A 20,600-nucleotide genomic window follows, 5' to 3' on the forward strand; every position below is an offset into this window, starting at 1 on the left:
GCCACCCACCCTACGTTACGGTACGACGTATCGTACGGTGTACTGAACGCTGTAGGGGAAGGGCGGGAACGATGACCCGAGCGATCGAGGCCGAGCAGGTCGGAAAGCTGTACGCCGGCAAGGGCGGCGAGGTGGGCCTGCACGACCTCAGCCTGCAGGCCGAGCAGGGGCAGGTGCTCGCCCTGCTCGGGCCGAACGGTGCGGGCAAGACGACTGCCGTTCGCGGGTTGGCGACGCTGCTGAGCTTCGATCGCGGCACCGCTCGCGTCGCCGGCTACGACCTCGGTCGCGAGGCCCAGCGGGTGCGGGAGCGGATCGGTCTGGTCGGTCAGTACGCGGCGGTGGACGAGCAGCTCACCGCGGTACAGAATCTGCGGTTCCTCGGTCGCCTGCGGGGACTGGGCCGGGCGGCTTCGGCCGCGCGGGCCGAGGTGCTGATTGAGCAGTTCGGTCTCATCGCAGCGGCAAACCGCGCGGTCAGCGGCTACTCGGGTGGGATGCGCAGGCGGCTGGATCTGGCGGCCAGCCTCATCGTCACCCCGCAGGTCCTCTTCGTCGACGAACCCACCACCGGTCTTGATCCAGCCGCCCGCCGCGACCTGTGGGAGGCGCTGCGCGAACTCGTCCGACAGGGCACGACGATCCTCCTGACCACGCAGTATCTCGAAGAGGCGGACGAGCTAGCGGACAAGATCGTGCTGCTGGCTCGCGGAAAGGTCGTCGCCGAGGGCACCTCCGACGACCTCAAGGCGATGGTCGGCCCACCGATAGTCCAGATCCGCTTCGCCGCCGCTGACGACGCCGACACCGCGCTCCCCGCGCTCGCACGGGTCGACGCCAGGGCGCGGCTGGACAGCTCCGGGTCGATGGTGATCCTCCCCGCCACAGCGCCCGAGGCGCTGGCCCGATCCGTCGACGCGCTGACCGTGGCGGGGCTCGCCGCCATCGAGGTGACCCTGCGCAAGCCGACCCTGGACGAAGTGTTCCTGACCCTGACGGGCGATGGGCCCGCTACCGAGGAGGCCGCATGACCACGACCGCACCAGTCACGACCGCCCCGGCCATCGCGGCTCCCCGGCTGCTCGCTGCCTCGTGGATCATCGCCCGGCGCAGCATCAGCTCCTGGCGTCAGCAGCTCGGGGCGATGGCAACCGGGTGGCTCTTCCCGATCTTCGTCACGCTGCTCTTCCTCGGGCTGTTCGGCGGCGCACTCGACGTGCCGGGCGACTCGACCTACGTCGACTTCCTGATCCCGGGGATGTTCGCCGTCACGATGCTCTTCGGGCTGGAGTCCACCACGCTGTCGGCGGCTGCCGATGCCACCCGTGGCCTCAACGACCGGCTGCGTTCGTACCCCATCAACGGTGCCGCGATCGTCCTGGGCCGAGCCACCGCCGACCTGATCAGTTCACTGATCAGCCTCACGCTCATGGCCGCCTTCGCCCTCGCGATGGGATGGCGACCCGTCGTCGGCGTGGCGGGGGCGATCCTCGCGCTGATGCTGCTGCTCGCGCTGCGATTCGCGCTCCTGTGGATCGGGATCTTCGTCGGTTACGGGGCAAGGTCGGTGGAGTCCGTCGCGTACATCCAGATCGTCACCTGGCCCATCGCCTTCCTCTCCAGCGTCTTCGTGAACCCGGCGACGATGCCCGACTGGTTGGGCACGCTGGCCGAGCTCAACCCGATTTCCGCGACGGCCACCGCCCTTCGAGACCTGTTGGGCGCCACCTCATGGCCGACCCAGAGCTTCGCCGGGGACCAGGCTGTGGCGATGGCGGCGTTCTGGCCGCTGCTGCTCACCGCGGTGTACCTGCCGCTGGCCGCTCGTCGATTCCGAAAGGGGGGAAAGTGAGCGACCTCGACCAGATGCTCGCCGGGTCGGACTCCCGCGTCACGGTGGCGGGCCGGTGGGCGACGATCGCCAGCGACGGCGCACAGCGGCGGGTGCCCCTCGCCCAACTCCTCGAACCACTCGTGACGGCCCGCCGGGATGGGCGCATCGCCACCCGGTCGATCCTCGATCTGAGCGACGCTGCGCTACAGGCGTTGCAGGCCGTCGCCGCCCGCCGGATCGCGCGAAACGCGGCGAGCGGCAGCTGGCACCAGGTCGACGCCGGCGGCAGCGAGACTGTCGACCTGTTCGTCGACGCCTTCGTGACCGGGGCCGGGGCCGACCAGACCGGTGGCGACGGGCCGGTGCTCACGTTGTCGGTTGACGTCAGCGACGACGGGCGAGCGCAACTTTGCTTCAGCGGATGGTCGAGCGATCGTCAGACCAGCGGCACGCTGCGCCGCGCAGCGGAAATCTGGGATCCGGTCGCGCGGCTCGCCGCCGGCACCCCTCGTACCGAGTTGACCGGTGCCGAAATGGCCGAGTTGCTCGATCCGGTGCGGCGTGGCGCGCTGTCCGAGGCGAACATTCAGGTCGAGTGGGCGTCCGGTGTCGCCAGTGCCACCGTGGCTGTCAGCGTCGACGAGGACGACGGCCTGCACTGGCAGCTCCGCATCCCGTCCGGCCGGCTGACCCGTCAGGAGATCGCTGAACTCGCCGCCGCCCAGCGCCCTCTCGTACGGGTCCGCGGCGACTGGGTCGTCAACGATCCCTGCCAGTTGGCCAGGTTCCAGCGACAGAAGCCGCGCAGGCTGACCCCGGGCGAGCGCGCCGCGACGATCCTGTCCGGCAGCCTGATCCGCGGTGACGAGGTCGCGCCGCTCACCGAATCGGCCGCCACCCGTCGGCAACTCGCCGTGCTGACTGCCGCACCGGCCGCCGTCGCCCCACCGGCGGCCCTGAGCGCCACGCTGCGGAACTACCAGCTCGACGGTCTGGCCTGGTTGCTGCGCAATGCCGAACTCGGGCTCGGAAGCTGCCTCGCCGACGACATGGGCCTCGGAAAGACCGTCTCGGCCATCGCGTTCCATCTCGCGCTGCGGGAACGTGGCGGCACTGCGCCGACGTTGGTCGTCTGCCCCGCATCGGTCCTGCGCAACTGGGAACTCGAAGCCCGACGGTTCGCCCCCACCCAGCGCGTGGTCCGATACCACGGAGCGGCGCGGGCCCTCGATCAGGACGCGGATCTGGTGATCACCACCTACGCCACCGTACGAAACGACCACGCCCTGCTCAAGGCCACCCGATGGGGTCTCGTCATCGCCGACGAGGCACAGATGGTGAAGAACGACTCCTCGAAGACGGCGCGCGCGCTGCGCGTCATTCCCACCGCGCACCGGCTCGCGCTCAGCGGCACCCCGATCCAGAACAGCCTCGACGACCTGTGGGCACTGCTCGACTGGACGACACCCGGCCTGTTGAGCAGCAAGTCGGCATTTCGGCGCCACTACTCCGGGCCGATCAGGAACGGTGCGGAGGCACCTCGCCTCCGATTGGCCAGGCTCACGGGCCTGGTGGTGCTCCGGCGGCGTAAGGGCGACCCCGACATCGCTCCCGAGTTGCCCGCGAAGACCGTCTCCCACCAGGCGGTCGCATTGACGAACGAGCAGATCGGTCTCTACCAGGCGGTGGTGGACGACAGTCTGACGCGCATCGCTGATCTCGACGAGAACGCCCGGAGAGGGCGAATACTCGCCCTGCTCACCGCGCTCAAGCAGATCTGCAACCATCCCGCCCAGTACCTCAAGGAGACCGGCCCGCACCTTGCCGGTAGATCCGGCAAGCTCGACGCGCTCACCGACATCATCGACATCACCAGCGCGGAGGGCTCACCGGCGCTCGTCTTCACCCAGTTCGTGGCGATGGGCCGGCTGATCGTCGATCACCTACGCGACCGAGGTGTCGGAGTCGATTTCCTGCACGGAGGACTCGACATCACTCAACGGCAGCACCTGATCGACGCCTTCCAGCGCGGTGAGCTCGCCAACCTGGTGCTCTCCACCCACGCCGCCGGCACCGGGCTCACCCTCACCCGCGCAGAGCACGTCATCCACTACGACCAGTGGTGGAATCCGGCGGTCGAGGACCAAGCGACCGACCGCGCGCACCGGATCGGCCAGACGCATCCGGTGCAGGTCCATCGACTCGTCTGCGAAGGGACACTTGAGGAGCGCATCGATGCGATCCTGCACGCCAAACGGGCCCTGTCGGAGTCGATCCTCGATGACGACGCGGGGCTCCGGATCGCCGACCTCGACGACGCCGCACTCGCCTCGCTCGTCACGTTCAACGGAGTCTCGTCATGACCTACCCGGCCTGGCCCGGTTTGCTTCGCGATGCCTTCAACAGCACCGCCCTGGATGATGACGTGGTCAAGGGCGCGCGACGTCACAAGCGCAGAGGGATGATCCGCTCGGTGGGCTCGGTACCCGGCGCCCTGTCCGGGGTGGTGCAGGACGGCGCGGAGATCTGGCACGTCAACTGGCGGATCGCACCGATCGACGAGGCCGGGTGGGCGGAGATCGAGCGCGAGATCCACGCTGATCCGGTGACCATGGAGGCACTCCTGGAGAGCCAGGCCCCAGCCCGTACGCAAGACGTCGAGGAGATCCTCTCCAGGCTCGTGCCCGACCCGGCCGACCTGGAGGCGACGTGCGACTGCGCGGACTGGCTGGTGCCGTGTGCACACGCGCTGGCCGTCGGTCTGGCCTTCGCCGAACTGACTCGCGACGACGTCTGGGCGCTGCTGCTGCTTCGCGGCAGAGGCCGCGACTGGCTCGTCGTCTCCGAGGCGGCGGCTCGGGCGCGACAACTCCTGGATCGCCTCGGCGGACGACCGCCGTCGGAGGAGGTGTTTTCGGACCCGCCACCTGCGCCGAGTGGGGCTCGCGTCAGCCTTCGGTGACCGCGCGGTAGGCGTCCTCGATGCGGGCGGCCAGCAGGACCTCGCCCTCGGAGAGGGGCTCGTGACCGTGCCCGACCCGGATCTGGGTGTGATCGGCGCGCCGACTGATCTCCGGCCGCAAGTGCAGCGCGTCGGCGACCACCTTCACTCGCTCGGTCAGCGCCGCGTGCTGCGTGTCGTCGATGTGGAGAGTGCGCCTGATCTGCTCACCCTCACGCGTCCAACCGGACAGTAGGGTGAGAGCGTCGCTGAGGTAGTCGTGCTTCGTCCGACCGCCGAACAGCGCACGCATCACCGCACCTCCCAGGCTTCGTTGCCGGCTTGTGGCCAAATCGTCGCCGCCCCGTGTCTTTGTCGGTGCTTCTAGTCTTACGTCGCACGGAGGGTGTGTCCACGCCCACACTTCCGGGTATTCCTGGCCTGACGGATGACCAAGCTACCCAAACCGCTGATTGATCTGGCACTCTGGACGCCCGTGCGGACCGAACGGGCGAACGACGGCGGAAACGCCGTACGACGCGATCCCAAGGTGATCGTCGGCGCGGCCATCATCCGGGAGGGGCGGGTGCTGGCCTGTGCCAGATCCGCCCCGCCGGAGGTGGCGGGCATGTGGGAGTTCCCCGGCGGCAAGGTGGAGCCGGGGGAGAGTGAGACGGCGGCGCTGGCCCGCGAATGCGTCGAGGAACTGGCCGTACGGGTGGAGATCGGCGAGCGGATCGGCCGTGACGTCCGGATGGCGCACGGCCGGTCGGTGCTCAAGGTGTACGCGGCCCGCCTGCTGCACGACGACCAACCGCAGGCCCTCGAACACTCCGCCCTACGGTGGCTCTCCGCCGCCGAGCTGGACACCGTCACCTGGCTGCCTGCCGACGCCCCCATAGTCGCCGCCCTCCGTCCCATCCTGGCCCATGCCGCCTGACCCACCCCCTCCCACTCTGCCCGTCCACCACGTTGATCATGAGCTGGACGGCAGTCTTGATCTCAAACTGCCGTCACTGCATGATCAACGGCGCTGGGACGGGGAGAGGGCTTGGCGGACGACCCAGGGGAGGTAGGCCGGGTCGAGGGTGTCCCGCCAGGTGAAGCGGAGGGGCGGGCGGGCTATGCCGAGGATTTCAGCGGCGCTCCCGTGGACCGCGTGGGCGGCCGGCCCACTCCCTGTGGATAACGCGTATTGATCATGAGGTTGTCGCCCTCGGTACGGCGTGTCGGTAGCAACAACCTCATGATCAACGCGCAAAAAGGCGGGTGGTGCTGGGTGGGTTTAGTGGTTGCGCTCGTCTTGGGTGGGGTGGGCGAAGTTGAGGTGCTCGGGGGGGAGGGGGAAGGTGACGTCGTCGCCGAAGGGCGAGGGCGCCGCGGCGCGGTCGAAGGTGAGCTCCGTCAGGGGGAGCTTCCCGCTGGCGTCGACCGCCGGGGCGGTGGGGTGCGGCACCTCGCGGTGCCAGTTGACGCCCTGCTGGGCCTGTACCTCGGCCTGGGCGTCGTGCGAGCCGCCCGCGTGGGAGTGCACACCGCCACCCGCGGCGCTGGAGCGCACCGCGCCCGGGGAGTGTTCGCTGGTCACGCTGGTCTGAGGCACCTGACCCCTCCGGAAGATCTTGCTACCGAGCCACACGAGTGGATCGTACCTGCGGTCGACGACCCGTTCCTTCATGGGGATGATCCCGTTGTCGGTGATCTTGATGTGCTCGGGGCAGACCTCGGTGCAGCACTTGGTGATGTTGCAGAAGCCGAGGCCCTGTTCGGTCTGCGCGTAGTCCTTGCGGTCGGTCCGGGCGTCCAGCGGGTGCATGTCCAGTTCCGCGGCCCGGATGAAGTACCGGGGTCCGGAGAACGCCTGCTTGTTCTCGTCGTGGTCCCGGATCACGTGGCAGACGGTCTGGCACAGGAAGCACTCGATGCACTTGCGGAACTCCTGCGAGCGCTCCACGTCGACCTGCTGCATCCGGTAGTCGCCGGGGGCCAGGTCGGTCGGGGGAGCAAAGGCCGGCGTCTCCCGGGCCTTCTCGTAGTTGAACGACACGTCGGTGACCAGGTCCCGGATGACCGGGAACGTCCGCAGCGGGGTCACCGTGATCGTCTCGTTCTCCTCGAACGTCGACATCCGGGTCATGCAGCCGAGCTTGGGCATCCCGTTGATCTCCATGGAGCAGGAGCCGCACTTGCCCGCCTTGCAGTTCCACCGACAGGCCAGGTCGGGCGCATCGGTGGCCTGGAGCCGGTGGATCACGTCGAGGACCACTTCGCCCTCGTTGACCTCGACCATGTAGTCCTGCAGGTCGCCGCCCTCGGCGTCGCCCCGCCAGATCCGGAACTGGCGCTTCGCGGCCGGCTTGCCGGGCGCCCCAGACGTTTCAGTACCCATTCCTCAGCGCTCCTTCTCGGCGTCGGCGTCGGCAGCGGTGTCAGCAGCGGCACCGGTAGCGGCGTCGGTCGCGACGAGGGCGTCGAACTCGGTGAGTTCCTCGTCGGTGAGGTACTTGGCCAACTCCGCGCGGTCGAACAGGCCGACCAGTTCCGGGCGCATCTTCGGCAGCGGCTTGCGCGCCAACCGGACGACGTCACCGGCGAGCGAGCAGACCAGGTTGACCCGCCGCCACTGCGGATCCATGGTGGGGAAGTCCTCGCGGGTGTGGCCGCCGCGCGACTCGCGCCGCTCCAGCGCCGCCTTCGCGGTGCACTCGGAGACGACCAGCATGTTGCGCAGGTCCAGCGCCAGGTGCCAACCCGGGTTGTACTTCCGGCCGCCGGCGGCGCTGACCTTCGCCACCCGTTCGCGCAGCTCCGCCAGGCGGACCAACGCGTCCTCCAGCTCGGCCTCCCGCCGGATGATGCCGACCAGATCCCCCATCACCGCCTGCAGGTCCTGCTGGAGGGTGTACGGATTCTCGCCGGTGTCCCGGTGCAACGGCGCCAGCGCCGTCTCCACGGCGGTCTCCACCGCCGTCACCGCCACCCGAGGCCGACCGGTGAGCTGGTCGACGTAGGTGGCCGCGTGGCCACCCGCCCGCTTGCCGAAGACCAGCAGGTCGGACAGGGAGTTGCCGCCCAGCCGGTTGGAGCCGTGCATGCCGCCGGAGACCTCACCGGCGGCGAACAGGCCGCGCACCGAGCCGTACGCGGCGCCGCTGTCCGGGTCGACCTCGATGCCACCCATCACGTAGTGGCAGGTCGGTCCGACCTCCATCGCCTCCTTGGTGATGTCGACGTCGGCCAGTCCCTTGAACTGGTGGTGCATCGACGGCAGGCGACGCCGGATTTCCTCGGCCGGCAGCCGGGAGGCGATGTCCAGGTAGACGCCGCCAGCCGGCGTACCCCGACCGGCCTTGACCTCGCTGTTGATCGCCCGCGCGACCTCGTCGCGGGGCAGCAGCTCCGGCGGGCGCCGGTTGTTGTCCGGGTCGGTGTACCAGCGGTCCGCCTCCTCGGGCGTCTCCGCGTACTGCTTGCGGAAGACGTCGGGGACGTAGTCGAACATGAACCGCTTGCCCTCGGAGTTCTTCAGGATGCCACCGTCACCGCGGACCGACTCGGTGACCAGGATGCCCTTGACCGACGGTGGCCAGACCATGCCGGTCGGGTGGAACTGGAGAAACTCCATGTTGATCAGAGTGGCCCCGGCGCGCAGCGCCAGCGCGTGGCCGTCCCCGGTGTACTCCCACGAGTTCGAGGTGACCTTGTAGGACCGGCCGACGCCGCCGGTGGCGAGTACCACGGCGGGCGCCTCGAAGAGGATGAACTCGCCGGACTCCCGGTAGTAGCCGAACGCGCCGGCGATCCGATCGCCGTCGAGCAGCAGCTCGGTGATGGTCGTCTCGTCGAAGACCCGGATCCGGGCGTCGTACGAGCCGTGCTCGCGCTTGTCCTCCTGCTGCAACGAGACGATCTTCTGCTGCAGGGTACGGATCAGCTCCAGGCCGGTCCGGTCGCCGACGTGGGCCAGTCGGGGGTACTCGTGGCCGCCGAAGTTGCGCTGCGAGATCTTGCCGTCCTTGGTGCGGTCGAACAGCGCGCCGTACGTCTCCAACTCCCAGATCCGCTGCGGCGACTCCTTGGCGTGCAGCTCCGCCATCCGGAAGTTGTTGAGGAACTTGCCGCCGCGCATGGTGTCCCGGAAGTGCACCTGCCAGCTGTCCCGGCTGTTCACGTTCCCCATGGCCGCGGCGGCCCCGCCCTCGGCCATCACCGTGTGGGCCTTGCCGAAGAGCGACTTGGAGATGATGGCGGTCTTCTTGCCGGCCAGCCGCGCCTCGATCGCCGCGCGCAGGCCGGCGCCGCCGGCCCCGATCACGACGACGTCGTAGTGGTGTCGTTCGATGCGAGTGGTAGTGGTCGTCATGTCAGGGGCCCTCAGTTGATGAACCGCAGGTCGGAGATCCACCCGGCGGCGACGGACATGACGTAGAAGTCGGTCAGCGCCAGCGTGCCGAGCGTGATCCAGGCGAGCTGCATGTGCCGGACGTTGAGCCAGGAGATGTAGCCCCAGGCCCGGTAGCGGACGGGATGCTTGGAGAAGTGCTTGAGTCGCCCGCCGATGATGTGCCGGCAGGAGTGGCAGGAGATCGTGTAAGCCCAGAGCATGATCACGTTGCCGAGCAGGATCAGGTTGCCCAGGCCGATCCCGAAGCCCTGCGGGGTGTTGAAGGCGAGGATCGCGTCCCAGCTGTTGATCAGCGAGATGATCACCGCGAAGTAGAAGAAGTAGCGGTGCGAGTTCTGCACGATCAGCGGGAACCGGGTCTCACCGCTGTAGGAGGCGTGGCCGTCGGGCACCGCGCAGGCCGGCGGCGAGAGCCAGAACGACCGGTAGTACGCCTTGCGGTAGTAGTAGCAGGTCAGCCGGAACAGCAGCAGGAACGGCAGGGTGAACGCGGCGTCCGGGATGATCCACCAGCCGGGGAGGTACTGCCCGAAGTGGGAGGCCTCCGGGATGCACCGGTCGGTCACGCACGGGGAGTAGAACGGGGTCAGGTAGCTGAACTCCTCGACCCAGTACCACTTGTGCATGAAGACCCGGACCGTCGCGTACGCAACCCACGCGCTGAGCCCGATGACCGTGATCAGCGGGGCAAACCACCAACGGTCCGTCCGCAACGTCTTCGCCGCGATGGCGGCGCGTGCGCGCACACCCTGCGGTCTCGTTGCCGATGATGTCATTCGCGTCGTCTCCCTGACGGGGCCCTGTCACGGGCGGGCGGAACACTTCCGGACGGCGCACGGACCGGGCGAACCCACCTCCGCGTGCCGCGTCATGCGCACACCAACGACCGCACCGGGCGTACCGGAGCAGCTAAGTGACACACGTTACGCCGATCTAGGCGGGCCGTCCGCGCAAGGCAGTGTCCCGTGTGTCCCGCTCTTTGGAAAGCCTCCCGCCAAGATCAATCTGTGAGTGCGCAGAAAAGATCGTTCAGCGGCGGACGGATGGTCAGCCGGACGCCCCGCCGGTGAAGTTCCACGAGGCCAGCCGCAGCGACGGTGCCTCCCACCAGACACCGTCCACGTGGTCCGGCAGGCGTACCGCGTGCCGGCCCGTCTCCAGCACCGCGCCGGGCGCGAGCGCCCGGGGGTACGACTCGGTGAAACGCAGATCACGGACCGCCCGAGTGACCCGACCGTCCTCGACCAGCCACAGTCCGTTGCGGGTCAAACCGGTGACGACCAGGCTCAACGGGTCCAGGACCCGGGTGTACCAGAGGTCACTGACCAGCAGCCCACGCTCCATCCGGGAAACCAGGGCGGCGGTGTCCGGATCGCCGATCGCGTCGCCCAGCGAAGTGCCCCCGGTCGCGCCGGCCGGAACGGTTGCCGTGGCCGCCATCGCGGTGGCCGCCATCCCGGCGGGCCGCAGCCGCAGGTTGCGGGGGATCGGGCCGAAGGTCGCGCTGCCGGCCCAGGCGTGACCGGTGGAGGCGACACCCAGCTCGGCGGCGCTGCGCCGATCGTGGGTCACGGCGCTGGTGGTGCCCGCGTCCACCAGGGTCAGCGGCCGGCTCGGCGTGCCCTCCAGGTCGAACGGCAGGCCCGAGGCCGCCAGCGGATCGTCGACCAGGGTCACCGTGCGGTCGAACTGGGCCACCCCGGGGGCGGCGAACGACTGCCGTTCGGCGTACCGCCGCCCGTTGAAGCCGTACCAGGCCAGGTTCTTCAGCAGGTCCGCGACGGCTGCCGGCTCCAACACCACCGGGTAGCGCCCCGGTGACAGCTCGACCGGTCGGGTCGCCGCCCGCGCCTTCGCCGCGGCCCGCCACCCCAGGCCGGCGCCGTCGAGATCGGCGAGCCGGTCGACGTGCTGCCGAGCGGTGCCGTCCGCGCCACCGGTCCGGGCGATCCCGTCCATCGCCGCCTCGGCCGCCTGCCCCTGCGCGGAGTGGCCGGCCGAGTTGGCGAACGCCGCCACGCGGTGACCAGTGCGGCAGTAGCCCGCGGTTTCCAACCCGTCGGCCGCGTCGACGAATGCCCGAACCAGGGCGGCCCGCTCATCCGGCCCGGCGTGGGCCGTGGCCGGATCCCACTCCGGCGTGGCGGTCACCGGCGCCGACGGGGCGAGTCCCGGCCACGCCGGATCCGGCGAAATGATCCGGGCCGCCGCCAGCACCCGCTCCACCAGCGTGTGCAGCCCGTCGGCGGTGATCGTGTCGCCGCTGCCGGCGGCGGTACGCCCGGCCAGGTGGACCCGCAGCCGGACATCCACCGAGGACGCGGCCACGTTCTGGTGGATGGTCGAATTGGCGAACCGGGTCAACGCCGACTCGGTGCGGGTCACCGTCACCTCCGCCTGCGCGGCCGATCCGGCCAGCCGGGTGACCAGATCCACGACGCGGCTGGCGATCTCCAACTCCTCGGCACCGGCTCGCGCCGGCGCGCCACTCACGCCGCCTCCTCGTGATGGGCCATGTCGTCCGGCGCCCCCACCCCGCGTTGACGACTCGCCCACTGGCGCTCGGTCACGCGCGTACCCCCACCCGGACGTCGCGGAAGCGGGCCGGTGCCGCCGGGTGCCCGGTGTGCCCGACCTGGCCCGGCTGGCCCTTGCCGCAGTTCGGGGTGCCCCACGGGACCGTCTCGGAGGAGAGCATGTCCATCGAACGCCAGAACAGCGGGCCGATGCCGGTGTACGTCGGGTTGCGCAGCATCCGTCCGCGGCGGCCGTTACGGATTTCCCAGCCGATCTCGCAGCCGAACTGGAAGTTCAGCCGTTTGTCGTCGATGGACCAGGACCGGTTGACATCCATCAGCACCCCCTCGTCGGTGGCGGCGACGATCTCCTCCAGGGTGTGCGGGCCGGGTTCCAGACCCACGTTCGTCATCCGCACCATCGGCAGCCGCGCCCACCCGTCGGCACGGACGCTGCCGCCGTGATCGAGACCCGCCACAGCGGCCGAGTCCCGACCCGCCAGCACGCCCACCCAGCGGCCGTCGCGCACCGCGTCGCGCTTGACCGCCGGTGAACCCTCGTCGTCGTAGCCGAAACTACCCAGCGCGCCGGGGATGGTCGGGTCGATGGTGATGTTCATCAGCTCGGACCCGTACCGCAGTGAACCGAGCTGTGCGAGATCCAGCCATGAGGTGCCGGCGAAGGCCGCCTCCCAGCCGAGGATGCGGTCCAGTTCGATGGCGTGCCCGACCGACTCGTGGATCTGCAGGGCCAACTGCTCGCCACCCAGAATCAGGTCGGTCTCGCCGGTGGGGCAGAGCGGCGCGGTCAACAGCGCCCGCGACTCCTCGGCGATCCGTGCCGCGTGCGCGGTCAACTCCAGCGAGTCGACCAGTTCCCATCCGGTGGTGCCGTACTGGCCACGGTAGCTGGGCCAGGACCGACGTTGGGTCTCGCCGTCACCCACGGAGGTGGCCGAGATGCCGCCGCCGCACTCGCGGATGCGCTGGTCGATGCGGTGCCCTTCACTGGAGACGAACCATTTCGCGGTGTCCCAGATCTGGTAGAGCCCCTCGGTGAGGTCGGCGCCGTGCTCGGTCATGAGGCTGGTGGCCGCTACCAGCAGGTCACCCTTCGCGGCGAGGGAGACGCCGAGCGGATCCACCTCGCAGGGCGAGGACCAACTCGCTGTGGTCGGGGCCACCGCGACCAGGTCGATTGGCGGACCGGGGACCAGACCACTGGCCAGCGCGGTCCGTGCGGCCCGGTGGCCGGCGTCGCGGGCGGCCAGGTCGGACAGCTCCGGTACGGCGTGGAAGCCCCAACTCGAATCAACCAGCGCGCGTACGCCCAGTCCGACGCTCTCGTCCTGGGTCAGCGACTCGATGTCGCCGTTACGGGCGGTCATCGACTCGTAGCGCCGGTGCATCACCCGCACGTCGGCGTAGCGGGCTCCGGCGTCCAGCGCCGCCTGCACGGCGGCCTCGGCCACGTCGAACTCGCTCATGGCCCGACCCTAGGCCAGCCGACCGACAACCGTCAGGGGACGAGGTCCTCGGGATGGATCGTTGCCCGGACGGGTGCGCTCAGGTTCAGCACCCCACCCCGTTTGACCGCTTGATGCTCGACGTAGTGGCGACCACGCTTCTGGTAGAGGCGCAGCGTGCCGGTCGTCTGCTCAACCAACAGGTACCACTCGATGCCGGCGGCGGCGTAGTAGTGCATCTTGAGGACGTTGTCCGTGGCCGCGTTGCCGGGCGAAATGATCTCGCATACGAGCCGTACGTCGGCCGCTTCGATATAAGGATCGTCCAGGTCGACCGGCGCGGTGACCACCAGATCGGGCACCGGGACGCGCCCCGGCCGCAGTCGAACGTTCACCGCCTCCAGCAGCTCCAAGCCGACGGACTCGGCAGCGGTCTCCAGGATGTTGCCCAGCTTCCTGGAGATTCGCTGGTGGCGTGGGGTGGGTGCTGGGGTCACGTGCAGGCTCCCGTCGAAGAGTTCGACGCGCTGGGAGGTCTCGCCGAGGGCGAGGTACTCCTCCTCGGTCCACGGGCCCTCGTGGTCGAACACCGCCACGGTCATGGTCACCTCCGCTCGTCTCGGCTGGGATCCTGCCTGCCTGGCTGCACTCATCGTCGCACCTTCCGTGCGACCGGGGCGGCAGGCGGTGTTGCCGTAGGGCGCGCTCACATCCCCAGGTGGGTGCGGAGGAAATCGAGTTCCAGGGGGAGGAGGCGTTCGGCGAGGCCACCAGTGGCCATGTGGGTGGCACCGGTCAGCGGCAGCACCGAGTGCGGCCGGCCGGTGGCCAGCAACGCCGCCGACAACCGCAGCGTGTGTGCCGCCACCACGTTGTCGTCGACCATGCCGTGCACCAGCAGCAGCGGTCGGGCGTGCGCCGGCTCGGTGACCGGCTCGGCGGCCAGTTCCACAAGTGAGTGGTGCGCGTAGACGTCCTCGCCGTCGGCGGGCAGGCCCAGGTACCGCTCGGTGTACGCGGTGTCGTACAGGGCCCAGTCGGTGACCGGCGCCCCGGCGATGCCGCACCGGAACAGCTCCGGATGCCGCAACACCGCCAGGCCGGCCAGCCAGCCACCGAACGACCAGCCACGCACCGCGACCCGGTCCAGGTCCAGGTCCGGGTGCTTGTCGGCGAGTGCGGTGAGCGCCTCCACCTGGTCGAGCAGGATCACGTCGGCGACCCGCCGGTGGATGGCCTTCTCGTACGACGGGGCGATTCCCGGTGTGCCCCGGTTGTCGGTGACGACGACCGCGAAGCCCGCGTCGGCCCACCACTGCCGCTCCAGCCAGGCCGAGCGTGCGGCAACCACCTCCTGATGCCCGGGACCACCGTAGATGTCCAGCAGGACCGGCAACCGGCGGCCGGTGACGTGGTTGTCCGGGTAGAGCACCGCCGCGGGAATCCGACGGTCGGTCACCCGCTCCAGCAGCGGTAGCGGGGAGTAGCTGGGCGTGGCGGCCAGCGACCGTAGCGTGGCCACCTCGTGATCACCCTGAAGTACCGCCCATCGGACGCCTGGGTGGTCCAGCGAGGCGCTGCCGACGACCAGCACCCCGCCGCCGACCGCCCCGACGTGCCAGCCGGCGTCGCTGGTCAACCGGCGGGCGTCCACGCCGCCGCCGATGCTGGTCCGCACCCGGAACAGATGCTGTTCGCTCGGCTCACCGTCGCTCGCCTCGACCAGCAGGTCCGCCGGACCGCTGCCGGCGGCCAGCCGGCCGATCACCCGGCGCACGTACAGCGAGGGCGGGGTGAGCAGCGTGCCGTCGGCGAACAGGCAGCGCGCGTCGTACCCGTCGTGGGCCAGCTCGCCGCCGACCAGCACCCGACCGTCGGGCAGGTGTGCGGGCGTGCCCGGGATCGGCTCGACCCAGCGGGGGTCGGCCAGTTCGGCGTGCACCTGGGTCTCCCCGGTGCGCGGGTCGACCGCGAGCACCAACCCGTGCTGCTGGGCGCGGCGCAGCACGGTGATCAGCGGCGCGCCCTCACCCCAGTGCACCGCGGTCAGGTACGGATAGGTCTCCCGGTCCCAGTGCACGTCGACCCAGCCGCCGTCGAGGTCGAGCAGGTGCAGGCTCACCTCGGCGTTGGGCCCGCCCGCCACCGGGTACGCGACGCTGGTTGGCGGGCTGTCGGGCTGCGCGGGATCGTGCAGGTGCCAGCGGGGCAGCCGGGACTCGTCGACCCGGGCGGCGAGTACCGACCGGCCATCGGGTGCCCACCAGTAGCCGCGGTGCCGCCCGAACTCCTCCGCCGCGATGTGCTCGGCCAACCCCCAGCACACCCCGGAGTCCTCGCCGGCCAGGATGGTGTCGGCACCGTCGGAGTCGATCACCCGTAGCTCGCCCCGACGTACTCCCTCGGCGGCATCGGTCACGTAGGCCAACCGCTGCCCGCTCGGGTCCGGTCGTGGGTCGAGCACCGGGCCGACGGTCGGCACCTCGATCACGTCGCCGTGCACCAGGTCGGCCCGGAACAGCCGCCCGGCCAGCGCGAACACCGCCACCCGTCCGGCGCCGTCGAGGGCGTACGAGCCGATGCCCGAGGCGCTCAGCCGCAGCCGCTCCCGCCGGGCCCGTTCCCCGGGGCTCAGCACATCGGCGTCGACGTCGGTGCCGAGCAGGGTGGTCGGATCGGCGACCAGCCGTTCCGTACCGGTCGCCACATCCAGCAACCAGAGCGCGTCGGCCGGATCCTCCGGTCCCGCCGAGCGTAGGAAGACCACCCGGGCGCCGTCATCGGCCACGGCGACGGCGCGCGGCGCCCCGTGGCTGAACCTGCGGGTGCGGGCGGCCAGCTCGGGAAAGTCCACAGGCCAGATCGTAGGCCGGTACCGAGCCTGATGTGAGCGACCTGCGCGGACGCGTCGGGGCCGTCCGGCGATAACCGCCGGTTAGAGTGACCGTCGTGACGACGCTGCCTGACCGCCGCCTGTTGCTGGTCCACGCGCACCCCGACGACGAGTCCATCGGCACCGGCTCGACGATGGCCCACTACGCGGCCACGGGTGCCCACGTCACCCTGGTGACCTGCACCCTCGGTGAGGAGGGCGAGATCCACGTACCGGAGCTGGCCGGGCTCGCCGCGGCCGAGGCCGACCAGCTCGGCGGGTACCGGATCGCCGAGCTGGCCGCCGCCTGCGCCGAACTGGGCGTCACGGACCACCGCTTTCTCGGCGGGGCCGGCCGCTACCGGGACTCCGGGATGATGGGTCTGCCGACCAACGAGCATCCCCGTGCTTTCTGGGGCGCCGACCTGGACGAGGCCGCCGGGTACCTGCTGGAGATCATCCGGGAGGTACGCCCGCAGGTGGTCATCACCTACGACGACAACGGCTTCTACGGCCACCCCGACCACATCCAGGCGCACCGGGTGACCATGCGGGCGGTGGAACTGGCCGCTGCGGAGGGGCTCGCGCCGGCGAAGGTCTACTGGACGGCGATGCCGCGCAGCGTGCTCGAAGCGGGCATGACGCACTTCGCGGAGGCGTCGGACAACCCCTTCGCCGGCATCACCGACGCCACCGAGCTGCCGTTCTGCACGCCGGACGAGGAGATCGCGGCTCGTATCGACGCCACCGAGCAGCACGCCGCGAAGGAGGCGGCGATGCGCGCTCACGCGACGCAGATCCCCGCCACGTCATGGCTGTACTCGATCGCCGGCAACTTCGGGGCGGAGTTCATGGGCGTGGAGTACTTCACCCTGGCGCTGGGGGAGAAGGGGGCGGGCCGCGGCCGGTACGGCTGGGAGTCGGATCTGTTCGCCGGGGTGGAGGGGATCACGCCGGAGGTGGTCGGCGGTCCAGACGTCGCCTACGGCCCGGTGCCCAGAACGGCCAGCTCGGCCGGTCACCGGTGACCCTGCCCGCCGCGATGTCGGTCGCCCCGCAGGAGCAGGAGACGCCCCGGCCGAGCCGGAGGTGGCGACGTCCCCTCGACGTCGGCCTGCGGTTGGCCGGCGGTGTTCTCTCAGTCCTGGCCGCGACGCTGACCGCGGTGCTGGAGTTGCTGCTTGCCCCGCTGCGGGTCGGCGGGTACCTGATCGGCGTCGCGGTGCTGGTGGCGGTGGTCGCGAACATCGCGTTGAGCTGGTTCGCCGTCGAGGCGGTCGGCCGTCGCTGGGCGGTGGCGCTGCCGGCGCTGCCCTGGGTGGCCATCATGGTGGTCGCCGCCGACCGGACCAGCGAGGGCGACGTTCTGCTCGTCGGGAACTGGGTCGGGCTCACCCTGGTGGTGGGCGGTGCGATGACCTTCGCGGTGATGGCGTTCCGGTCGGTCCTCGCGCCGGCACCGGCACCGAGACGTTACTGACGACGCTCAGCGTCGGGTGGTAGATATTCCTGCCAGGAGACCCGCCAACCGGGCGGGCGGTACGGCGGGAGGCGTGTCATGGCACAGCGGTGGCGTGCGGTTGGTGTGCTCGCAATCGCACTGTTCGCGGTCAACGTGGTCGCCCGGCTGGTCATCCGGCTCGGCTTCGACGGCGACGACAGCGCCGCCGACCGGGTGTCGCTCGGAATGTTCATCGTGATCGGTCTGATGCTGGCCGGTGTCGCCTTCGTCTGGGGTGAGCGGCGTCGGTTGGGCAGCTGGGCCGGGGACGTGGCGGCCGCGATCGGCGTCGCGGTCGGGTTGACCGTGCTGATCGGGCCGCTGCTGGTTGGCAACAATCCGTTCGCCGGTGGTGGCAGCACGTTCTTCGCGCAGATCGGGCTCTACCTGGTGGTGACCACCATCGGGACGATGCTGGGCTACCTTCTGCTGGTCACGCTCGGTCGCGACTACCGTTCGCGCAACCTGCAACGGTACGCCGAGACCAGCTCGGCCAAGCCCCGCCGGGTGGTTCGCCGCTGACCGCCGTCAGTGCGGCGCGACCCGGGTGAGGTAGGTGTGGTGGGTGCTGAAGCCGAGCTTCCGGTAGAGCGCCACCGCACCGATGTTGCTCTGCTCGACCTGGAGGAACGCATCGGTCGCGCCGCCATCGGCCGCCCAGTCGGCGAGTGCCCGGACCACCCGGGTGGCGTGTCCCTGCCGGCGTGCGGCGGAGCGCACCTCGATCAGGCACAGCCCGAGCCAGCGCCCCTGGCCGGTGACCGTGCCGCGGCCGATCGCGACGAGCGCGCCGTCGACGTACAGGTGGGCGAAGCGGACCTGGTCCACGGCGGTGAGCACCTGTCGGGCGGCGTCGGGCAGCCCGCCCTTGCGACCGGCAGCCACGGCGAGCCAGTCCGCCGACGGCTCGGCGGCCAACTCGACCACCGGGCCGCCGGAGCTGCCGTAGGTGCCATCCGCGTCGGTGAGGTCGGTCACGTCCGGTGCTCCCGGGACCGTGCCGTCCGGCGCCGCCTGGACGAGGGTGGCGATTGGGACCGTCTGTACCAGCACCGGCGGGCGGCTGCCCCAGCCTCTCCGGTCGAGTTCGGTGCCGACCGGCGCGGCCAGGGGCAACGGCGTGTTGACCAGGGCTGGCTGGCCGTGTCCGGCGTACCAGCGTTCCACCGCGTCCACCGCGTCCGGCAGCGGACGATCGGGATCACCCACCGGCAGGGCCGAGTTGGCCCGCCCGGTCCAGCCGTCGGCGGATCGCAGCAGCCAGTCACCGAGCCGAGCCCGGACGGGTGCCGGCCACGCCTCGTCGGCGGCGAGTTCCAGCTCGACCATGGCGGCGGCGGTCGGCCGCCGGGCCGCCGGGACCCGCTTGGCCCGATGCACCTCGCCGAGCGGTACGCGTAGCCGCCCCTGGCGAGTGGTCAGCGTGAGATGCGTCTCGGTGAGCTCGACCAGTTCGCCGAGGGAATCGGAGTAGACAGGCCGACCACCGCGTACGCCGACGCGACGCCGCACCACGATTCGGTGTCCCAAGTCTTGCTCTCGGAGCACGATCGACCTCCTCCGAGCGAGATACTAGGCTCTTACCGTCGCGGGTGATCGCGGCGTGTCTTGCGGAGGAGAAGACCGGTGACCTACATCATCGCCGAGCCGTGCGTGGATGTGCTCGACAAGGCATGCATCGAGGAGTGCCCGGTCGACTGCATTTACGAGGGCAACCGGATGCTCTACATCCACCCCGACGAGTGCGTCGACTGTGGTGCCTGTGAGCCTGTCTGCCCGGTGGAGGCGATCTTCTACGAGGACGACGTCCCGGAGCAGTGGAAGGACTACACCGGCGCCAACTACGAATTCTTCGAGGACCTCGGCTCGCCCGGTGGCGCTTCGAAGATCGGCAAGGTGGAGAAGGACGCCACCTTCGTCGCCGCGCAGCCGCCCCGCGGCGAGGGCCACTGAACCGGCCCGCCCCGGTCTCGTCGCGGCTGCCCGAGTTCACCTGGGACACCCTGGACGCCGCGGCCACGTTGGCCGCGGCGCATCCGGACGGCATGATCAACCTTTCGATGGGTACGCCTGTCGACCCGGTGCCGCAGGTGATCCGGCAGGCCCTGGCGGACGCCTCGGACTCGCCCGGCTATCCGCTGACCGCCGGCACCCCGGCGCTGCGCGACGCGATCACGGGCTGGGTGTCGCGGGCCTGTGGCGCTGCGCCGGACGGGCTCGGGGTGCTGCCGACGATCGGCTCGAAGGAACTGGTGGCCTGGCTCCCCACCCTGCTCGGGGTGGGGCCGGGCGACACCGTGGTGGTCCCGTCGATCGCCTACCCGACCTACGCCGATGGTGTGCGGTTGGCGGGCGCCACCACGATGCGCTCCGACTCGCTGACCGCCGTCGGCCCGACACCCCGGGTACGCCTGATCTGGGTGAACTCGCCGGGAAACCCGACCGGGCGGGTGCTGCCCGCCGCCCACCTGCGCAAGGTGGTGGACTGGGCCCGGGAGCGCGGCGCGGTGGTGGCCAGCGACGAGTGCTATCTGCCGCTGGGCTGGGACGCCGAGCCGGTGTCGGTGCTGTCGCCCGAGGTGTGCGGCGGCTCGTACGACTCGGTGCTGGCGGTGCATTCGCTCTCCAAACGCTCCAACCTGGCCGGCTACCGGGCCGGCTTCGTGGCTGGCGATCCGGCGCTGGTGGCCGAGCTACTCAAGATCCGCAAACACGCGGGGATGATCGTGCCGGCACCGGTGCAGGCGGCCATGGCGGTGGCCCTGCGTGACGAGCGGCACGCCGACGAGCAGAAGGAGCGGTACCGCGCGCGCCGGACGGCATTGCGGGCGGCCTTCACCGACGCCGGTTTCACCGTGGAGCACTCCGAGGCGGGGCTCTACCTGTGGTTGACCCGTGGCGAGGACTGCTGGGACACGGTCGACTGGTTGGCCCGGCGGGGGATTCTGGTCGCCGCCGGTGCCTTCTACGGTCCCGGTGGGCAGCAGTACGTCCGGGCGGCGCTGACCGAGTCCGACGAGCGGATCGCGGCGGTCGCCGCCCGGCTGTCCTGACCATCGAACGGC

General features: G+C 70.4%; 19 protein-coding genes. 10 read left to right on the forward strand and 9 right to left on the reverse strand.

Annotation, left to right across the window (positions count from 1 at the left end):
• Positions 1-71: 71 nt before the first annotated feature.
• Genes Vlu01_RS18835 through Vlu01_RS18850 form a run of 4 tightly spaced genes read left to right on the forward strand, consistent with a single transcriptional unit; the run spans position 72 to position 4,796 of the window.
• Positions 72-1,031, forward strand: coding sequence for an ATP-binding cassette domain-containing protein (locus tag Vlu01_RS18835; protein ID WP_204001313.1), 960 nt, complete (start codon positions 72-74; stop codon positions 1,029-1,031).
• Positions 1,028-1,852 carry an ABC transporter permease gene (locus Vlu01_RS18840; RefSeq protein WP_204001316.1) on the forward strand — a complete coding sequence of 275 codons (825 nt, stop codon included), beginning with the start codon at positions 1,028-1,030 and terminating at the stop codon, positions 1,850-1,852. The genes Vlu01_RS18835 and Vlu01_RS18840 overlap by 4 nt, the downstream gene beginning before the upstream one ends.
• Complete coding sequence (locus tag Vlu01_RS18845; RefSeq protein WP_204001320.1) at positions 1,849-4,197, forward strand: DEAD/DEAH box helicase; 2,349 nt, start codon at positions 1,849-1,851, stop codon at positions 4,195-4,197. Before Vlu01_RS18840 ends, Vlu01_RS18845 begins: the two co-directional genes overlap by 4 nt.
• Positions 4,194-4,796, forward strand: a complete 603-nt coding sequence (locus tag Vlu01_RS18850; protein ID WP_204001322.1) for a hypothetical protein — start codon at positions 4,194-4,196, stop codon at positions 4,794-4,796. The genes Vlu01_RS18845 and Vlu01_RS18850 overlap by 4 nt, the downstream gene beginning before the upstream one ends.
• On the opposite strand, the gene Vlu01_RS18855 is transcribed toward Vlu01_RS18850, so the two are convergent.
• Entirely contained in the window at positions 4,783-5,088 is a 306-nt protein-coding gene (locus Vlu01_RS18855) for a 4a-hydroxytetrahydrobiopterin dehydratase (RefSeq protein ID WP_204001324.1), read from the reverse strand. The genes Vlu01_RS18850 and Vlu01_RS18855 overlap by 14 nt on opposite strands.
• 183 nt (positions 5,089-5,271) lie before the next feature.
• Here Vlu01_RS18855 and Vlu01_RS18860 point away from each other — a divergent pair, with 183 nt between their 5' ends.
• Positions 5,272-5,715, forward strand: coding sequence for a (deoxy)nucleoside triphosphate pyrophosphohydrolase (locus Vlu01_RS18860; protein WP_239095985.1), 444 nt, complete (start codon positions 5,272-5,274; stop codon positions 5,713-5,715).
• 345 nt (positions 5,716-6,060) lie between these two features.
• Here Vlu01_RS18860 and Vlu01_RS18865 read toward each other — a convergent pair whose 3' ends face one another.
• The 7 genes from Vlu01_RS18865 to Vlu01_RS18895 all read right to left on the reverse strand — a co-directional run bounded on the left by Vlu01_RS18865 (position 6,061) and on the right by Vlu01_RS18895 (position 16,016).
• Positions 6,061-7,164, reverse strand: a complete 1,104-nt coding sequence (locus Vlu01_RS18865) for a succinate dehydrogenase/fumarate reductase iron-sulfur subunit (RefSeq protein ID WP_204001328.1) — start codon at positions 7,162-7,164, stop codon at positions 6,061-6,063.
• A 3-nt stretch (positions 7,165-7,167) separates the two neighbouring features.
• Positions 7,168-9,138 (reverse strand): fumarate reductase/succinate dehydrogenase flavoprotein subunit, encoded by a 1,971-nt coding sequence (locus Vlu01_RS18870; protein WP_204001330.1) that lies wholly within the window; start codon positions 9,136-9,138, stop codon positions 7,168-7,170.
• Positions 9,139-9,149: 11 nt separating this feature from the next.
• Positions 9,150-9,956, reverse strand: coding sequence for a succinate dehydrogenase subunit SdhC (gene sdhC / locus Vlu01_RS18875; RefSeq protein ID WP_204001331.1), 807 nt, complete (start codon positions 9,954-9,956; stop codon positions 9,150-9,152).
• Positions 9,957-10,227: 271 nt separating this feature from the next.
• Complete coding sequence (locus Vlu01_RS18880) at positions 10,228-11,673, reverse strand: TldD/PmbA family protein (protein ID WP_239095986.1); 1,446 nt, start codon at positions 11,671-11,673, stop codon at positions 10,228-10,230.
• 73 nt (positions 11,674-11,746) lie between these two features.
• Positions 11,747-13,183, reverse strand: coding sequence for a TldD/PmbA family protein (locus tag Vlu01_RS18885; protein WP_204001333.1), 1,437 nt, complete (start codon positions 13,181-13,183; stop codon positions 11,747-11,749).
• 32 nt (positions 13,184-13,215) lie between these two features.
• Entirely contained in the window at positions 13,216-13,764 is a 549-nt protein-coding gene (locus Vlu01_RS18890; protein ID WP_204001425.1) for a Uma2 family endonuclease, read from the reverse strand.
• A gap of 104 nt (positions 13,765-13,868) precedes the next feature.
• On the reverse strand, positions 13,869-16,016 hold the full coding sequence (locus Vlu01_RS18895; RefSeq protein ID WP_204001334.1) for a S9 family peptidase: 2,148 nt from the start codon (positions 16,014-16,016) through the stop codon (positions 13,869-13,871).
• Between the two features lie 86 nt (positions 16,017-16,102).
• On the opposite strand from Vlu01_RS18895, the gene mshB reads away from it, so the two are divergent.
• From mshB to Vlu01_RS18910, 3 genes are all read left to right on the forward strand, one after another.
• The gene (gene mshB / locus Vlu01_RS18900) at positions 16,103-17,062 is read left to right on the forward strand and encodes an N-acetyl-1-D-myo-inositol-2-amino-2-deoxy-alpha-D-glucopyranoside deacetylase (protein ID WP_239095987.1); all 960 of its coding nucleotides are present in this window, start codon (positions 16,103-16,105) and stop codon (positions 17,060-17,062) included.
• Positions 17,063-17,076: 14 nt separating this feature from the next.
• Positions 17,077-17,514 (forward strand): hypothetical protein, encoded by a 438-nt coding sequence (locus Vlu01_RS18905; protein WP_204001428.1) that lies wholly within the window; start codon positions 17,077-17,079, stop codon positions 17,512-17,514.
• Between the two features lie 78 nt (positions 17,515-17,592).
• Positions 17,593-18,057 carry a hypothetical protein gene (locus Vlu01_RS18910; RefSeq protein ID WP_204001336.1) on the forward strand — a complete coding sequence of 155 codons (465 nt, stop codon included), beginning with the start codon at positions 17,593-17,595 and terminating at the stop codon, positions 18,055-18,057.
• Between the two features lie 6 nt (positions 18,058-18,063).
• Here Vlu01_RS18910 and Vlu01_RS18915 read toward each other — a convergent pair whose 3' ends face one another.
• Entirely contained in the window at positions 18,064-19,083 is a 1,020-nt protein-coding gene (locus Vlu01_RS18915) for a GNAT family N-acetyltransferase (protein WP_204001338.1), read from the reverse strand.
• A 78-nt stretch (positions 19,084-19,161) separates the two neighbouring features.
• Between Vlu01_RS18915 and fdxA the strand changes: the two genes are divergently transcribed.
• Complete coding sequence (fdxA, locus tag Vlu01_RS18920; protein WP_007464872.1) at positions 19,162-19,488, forward strand: ferredoxin; 327 nt, start codon at positions 19,162-19,164, stop codon at positions 19,486-19,488.
• Complete coding sequence (dapC, locus tag Vlu01_RS18925; protein WP_204001430.1) at positions 19,383-20,588, forward strand: succinyldiaminopimelate transaminase; 1,206 nt, start codon at positions 19,383-19,385, stop codon at positions 20,586-20,588. The genes fdxA and dapC overlap by 106 nt, the downstream gene beginning before the upstream one ends.
• The last annotated feature ends 12 nt before the right edge of the window (positions 20,589-20,600 follow it).

The organism is Micromonospora lutea (genome assembly GCF_016863535.1).
GTDB classification, from domain to species: domain Bacteria; phylum Actinomycetota; class Actinomycetes; order Mycobacteriales; family Micromonosporaceae; genus Micromonospora; species Micromonospora lutea.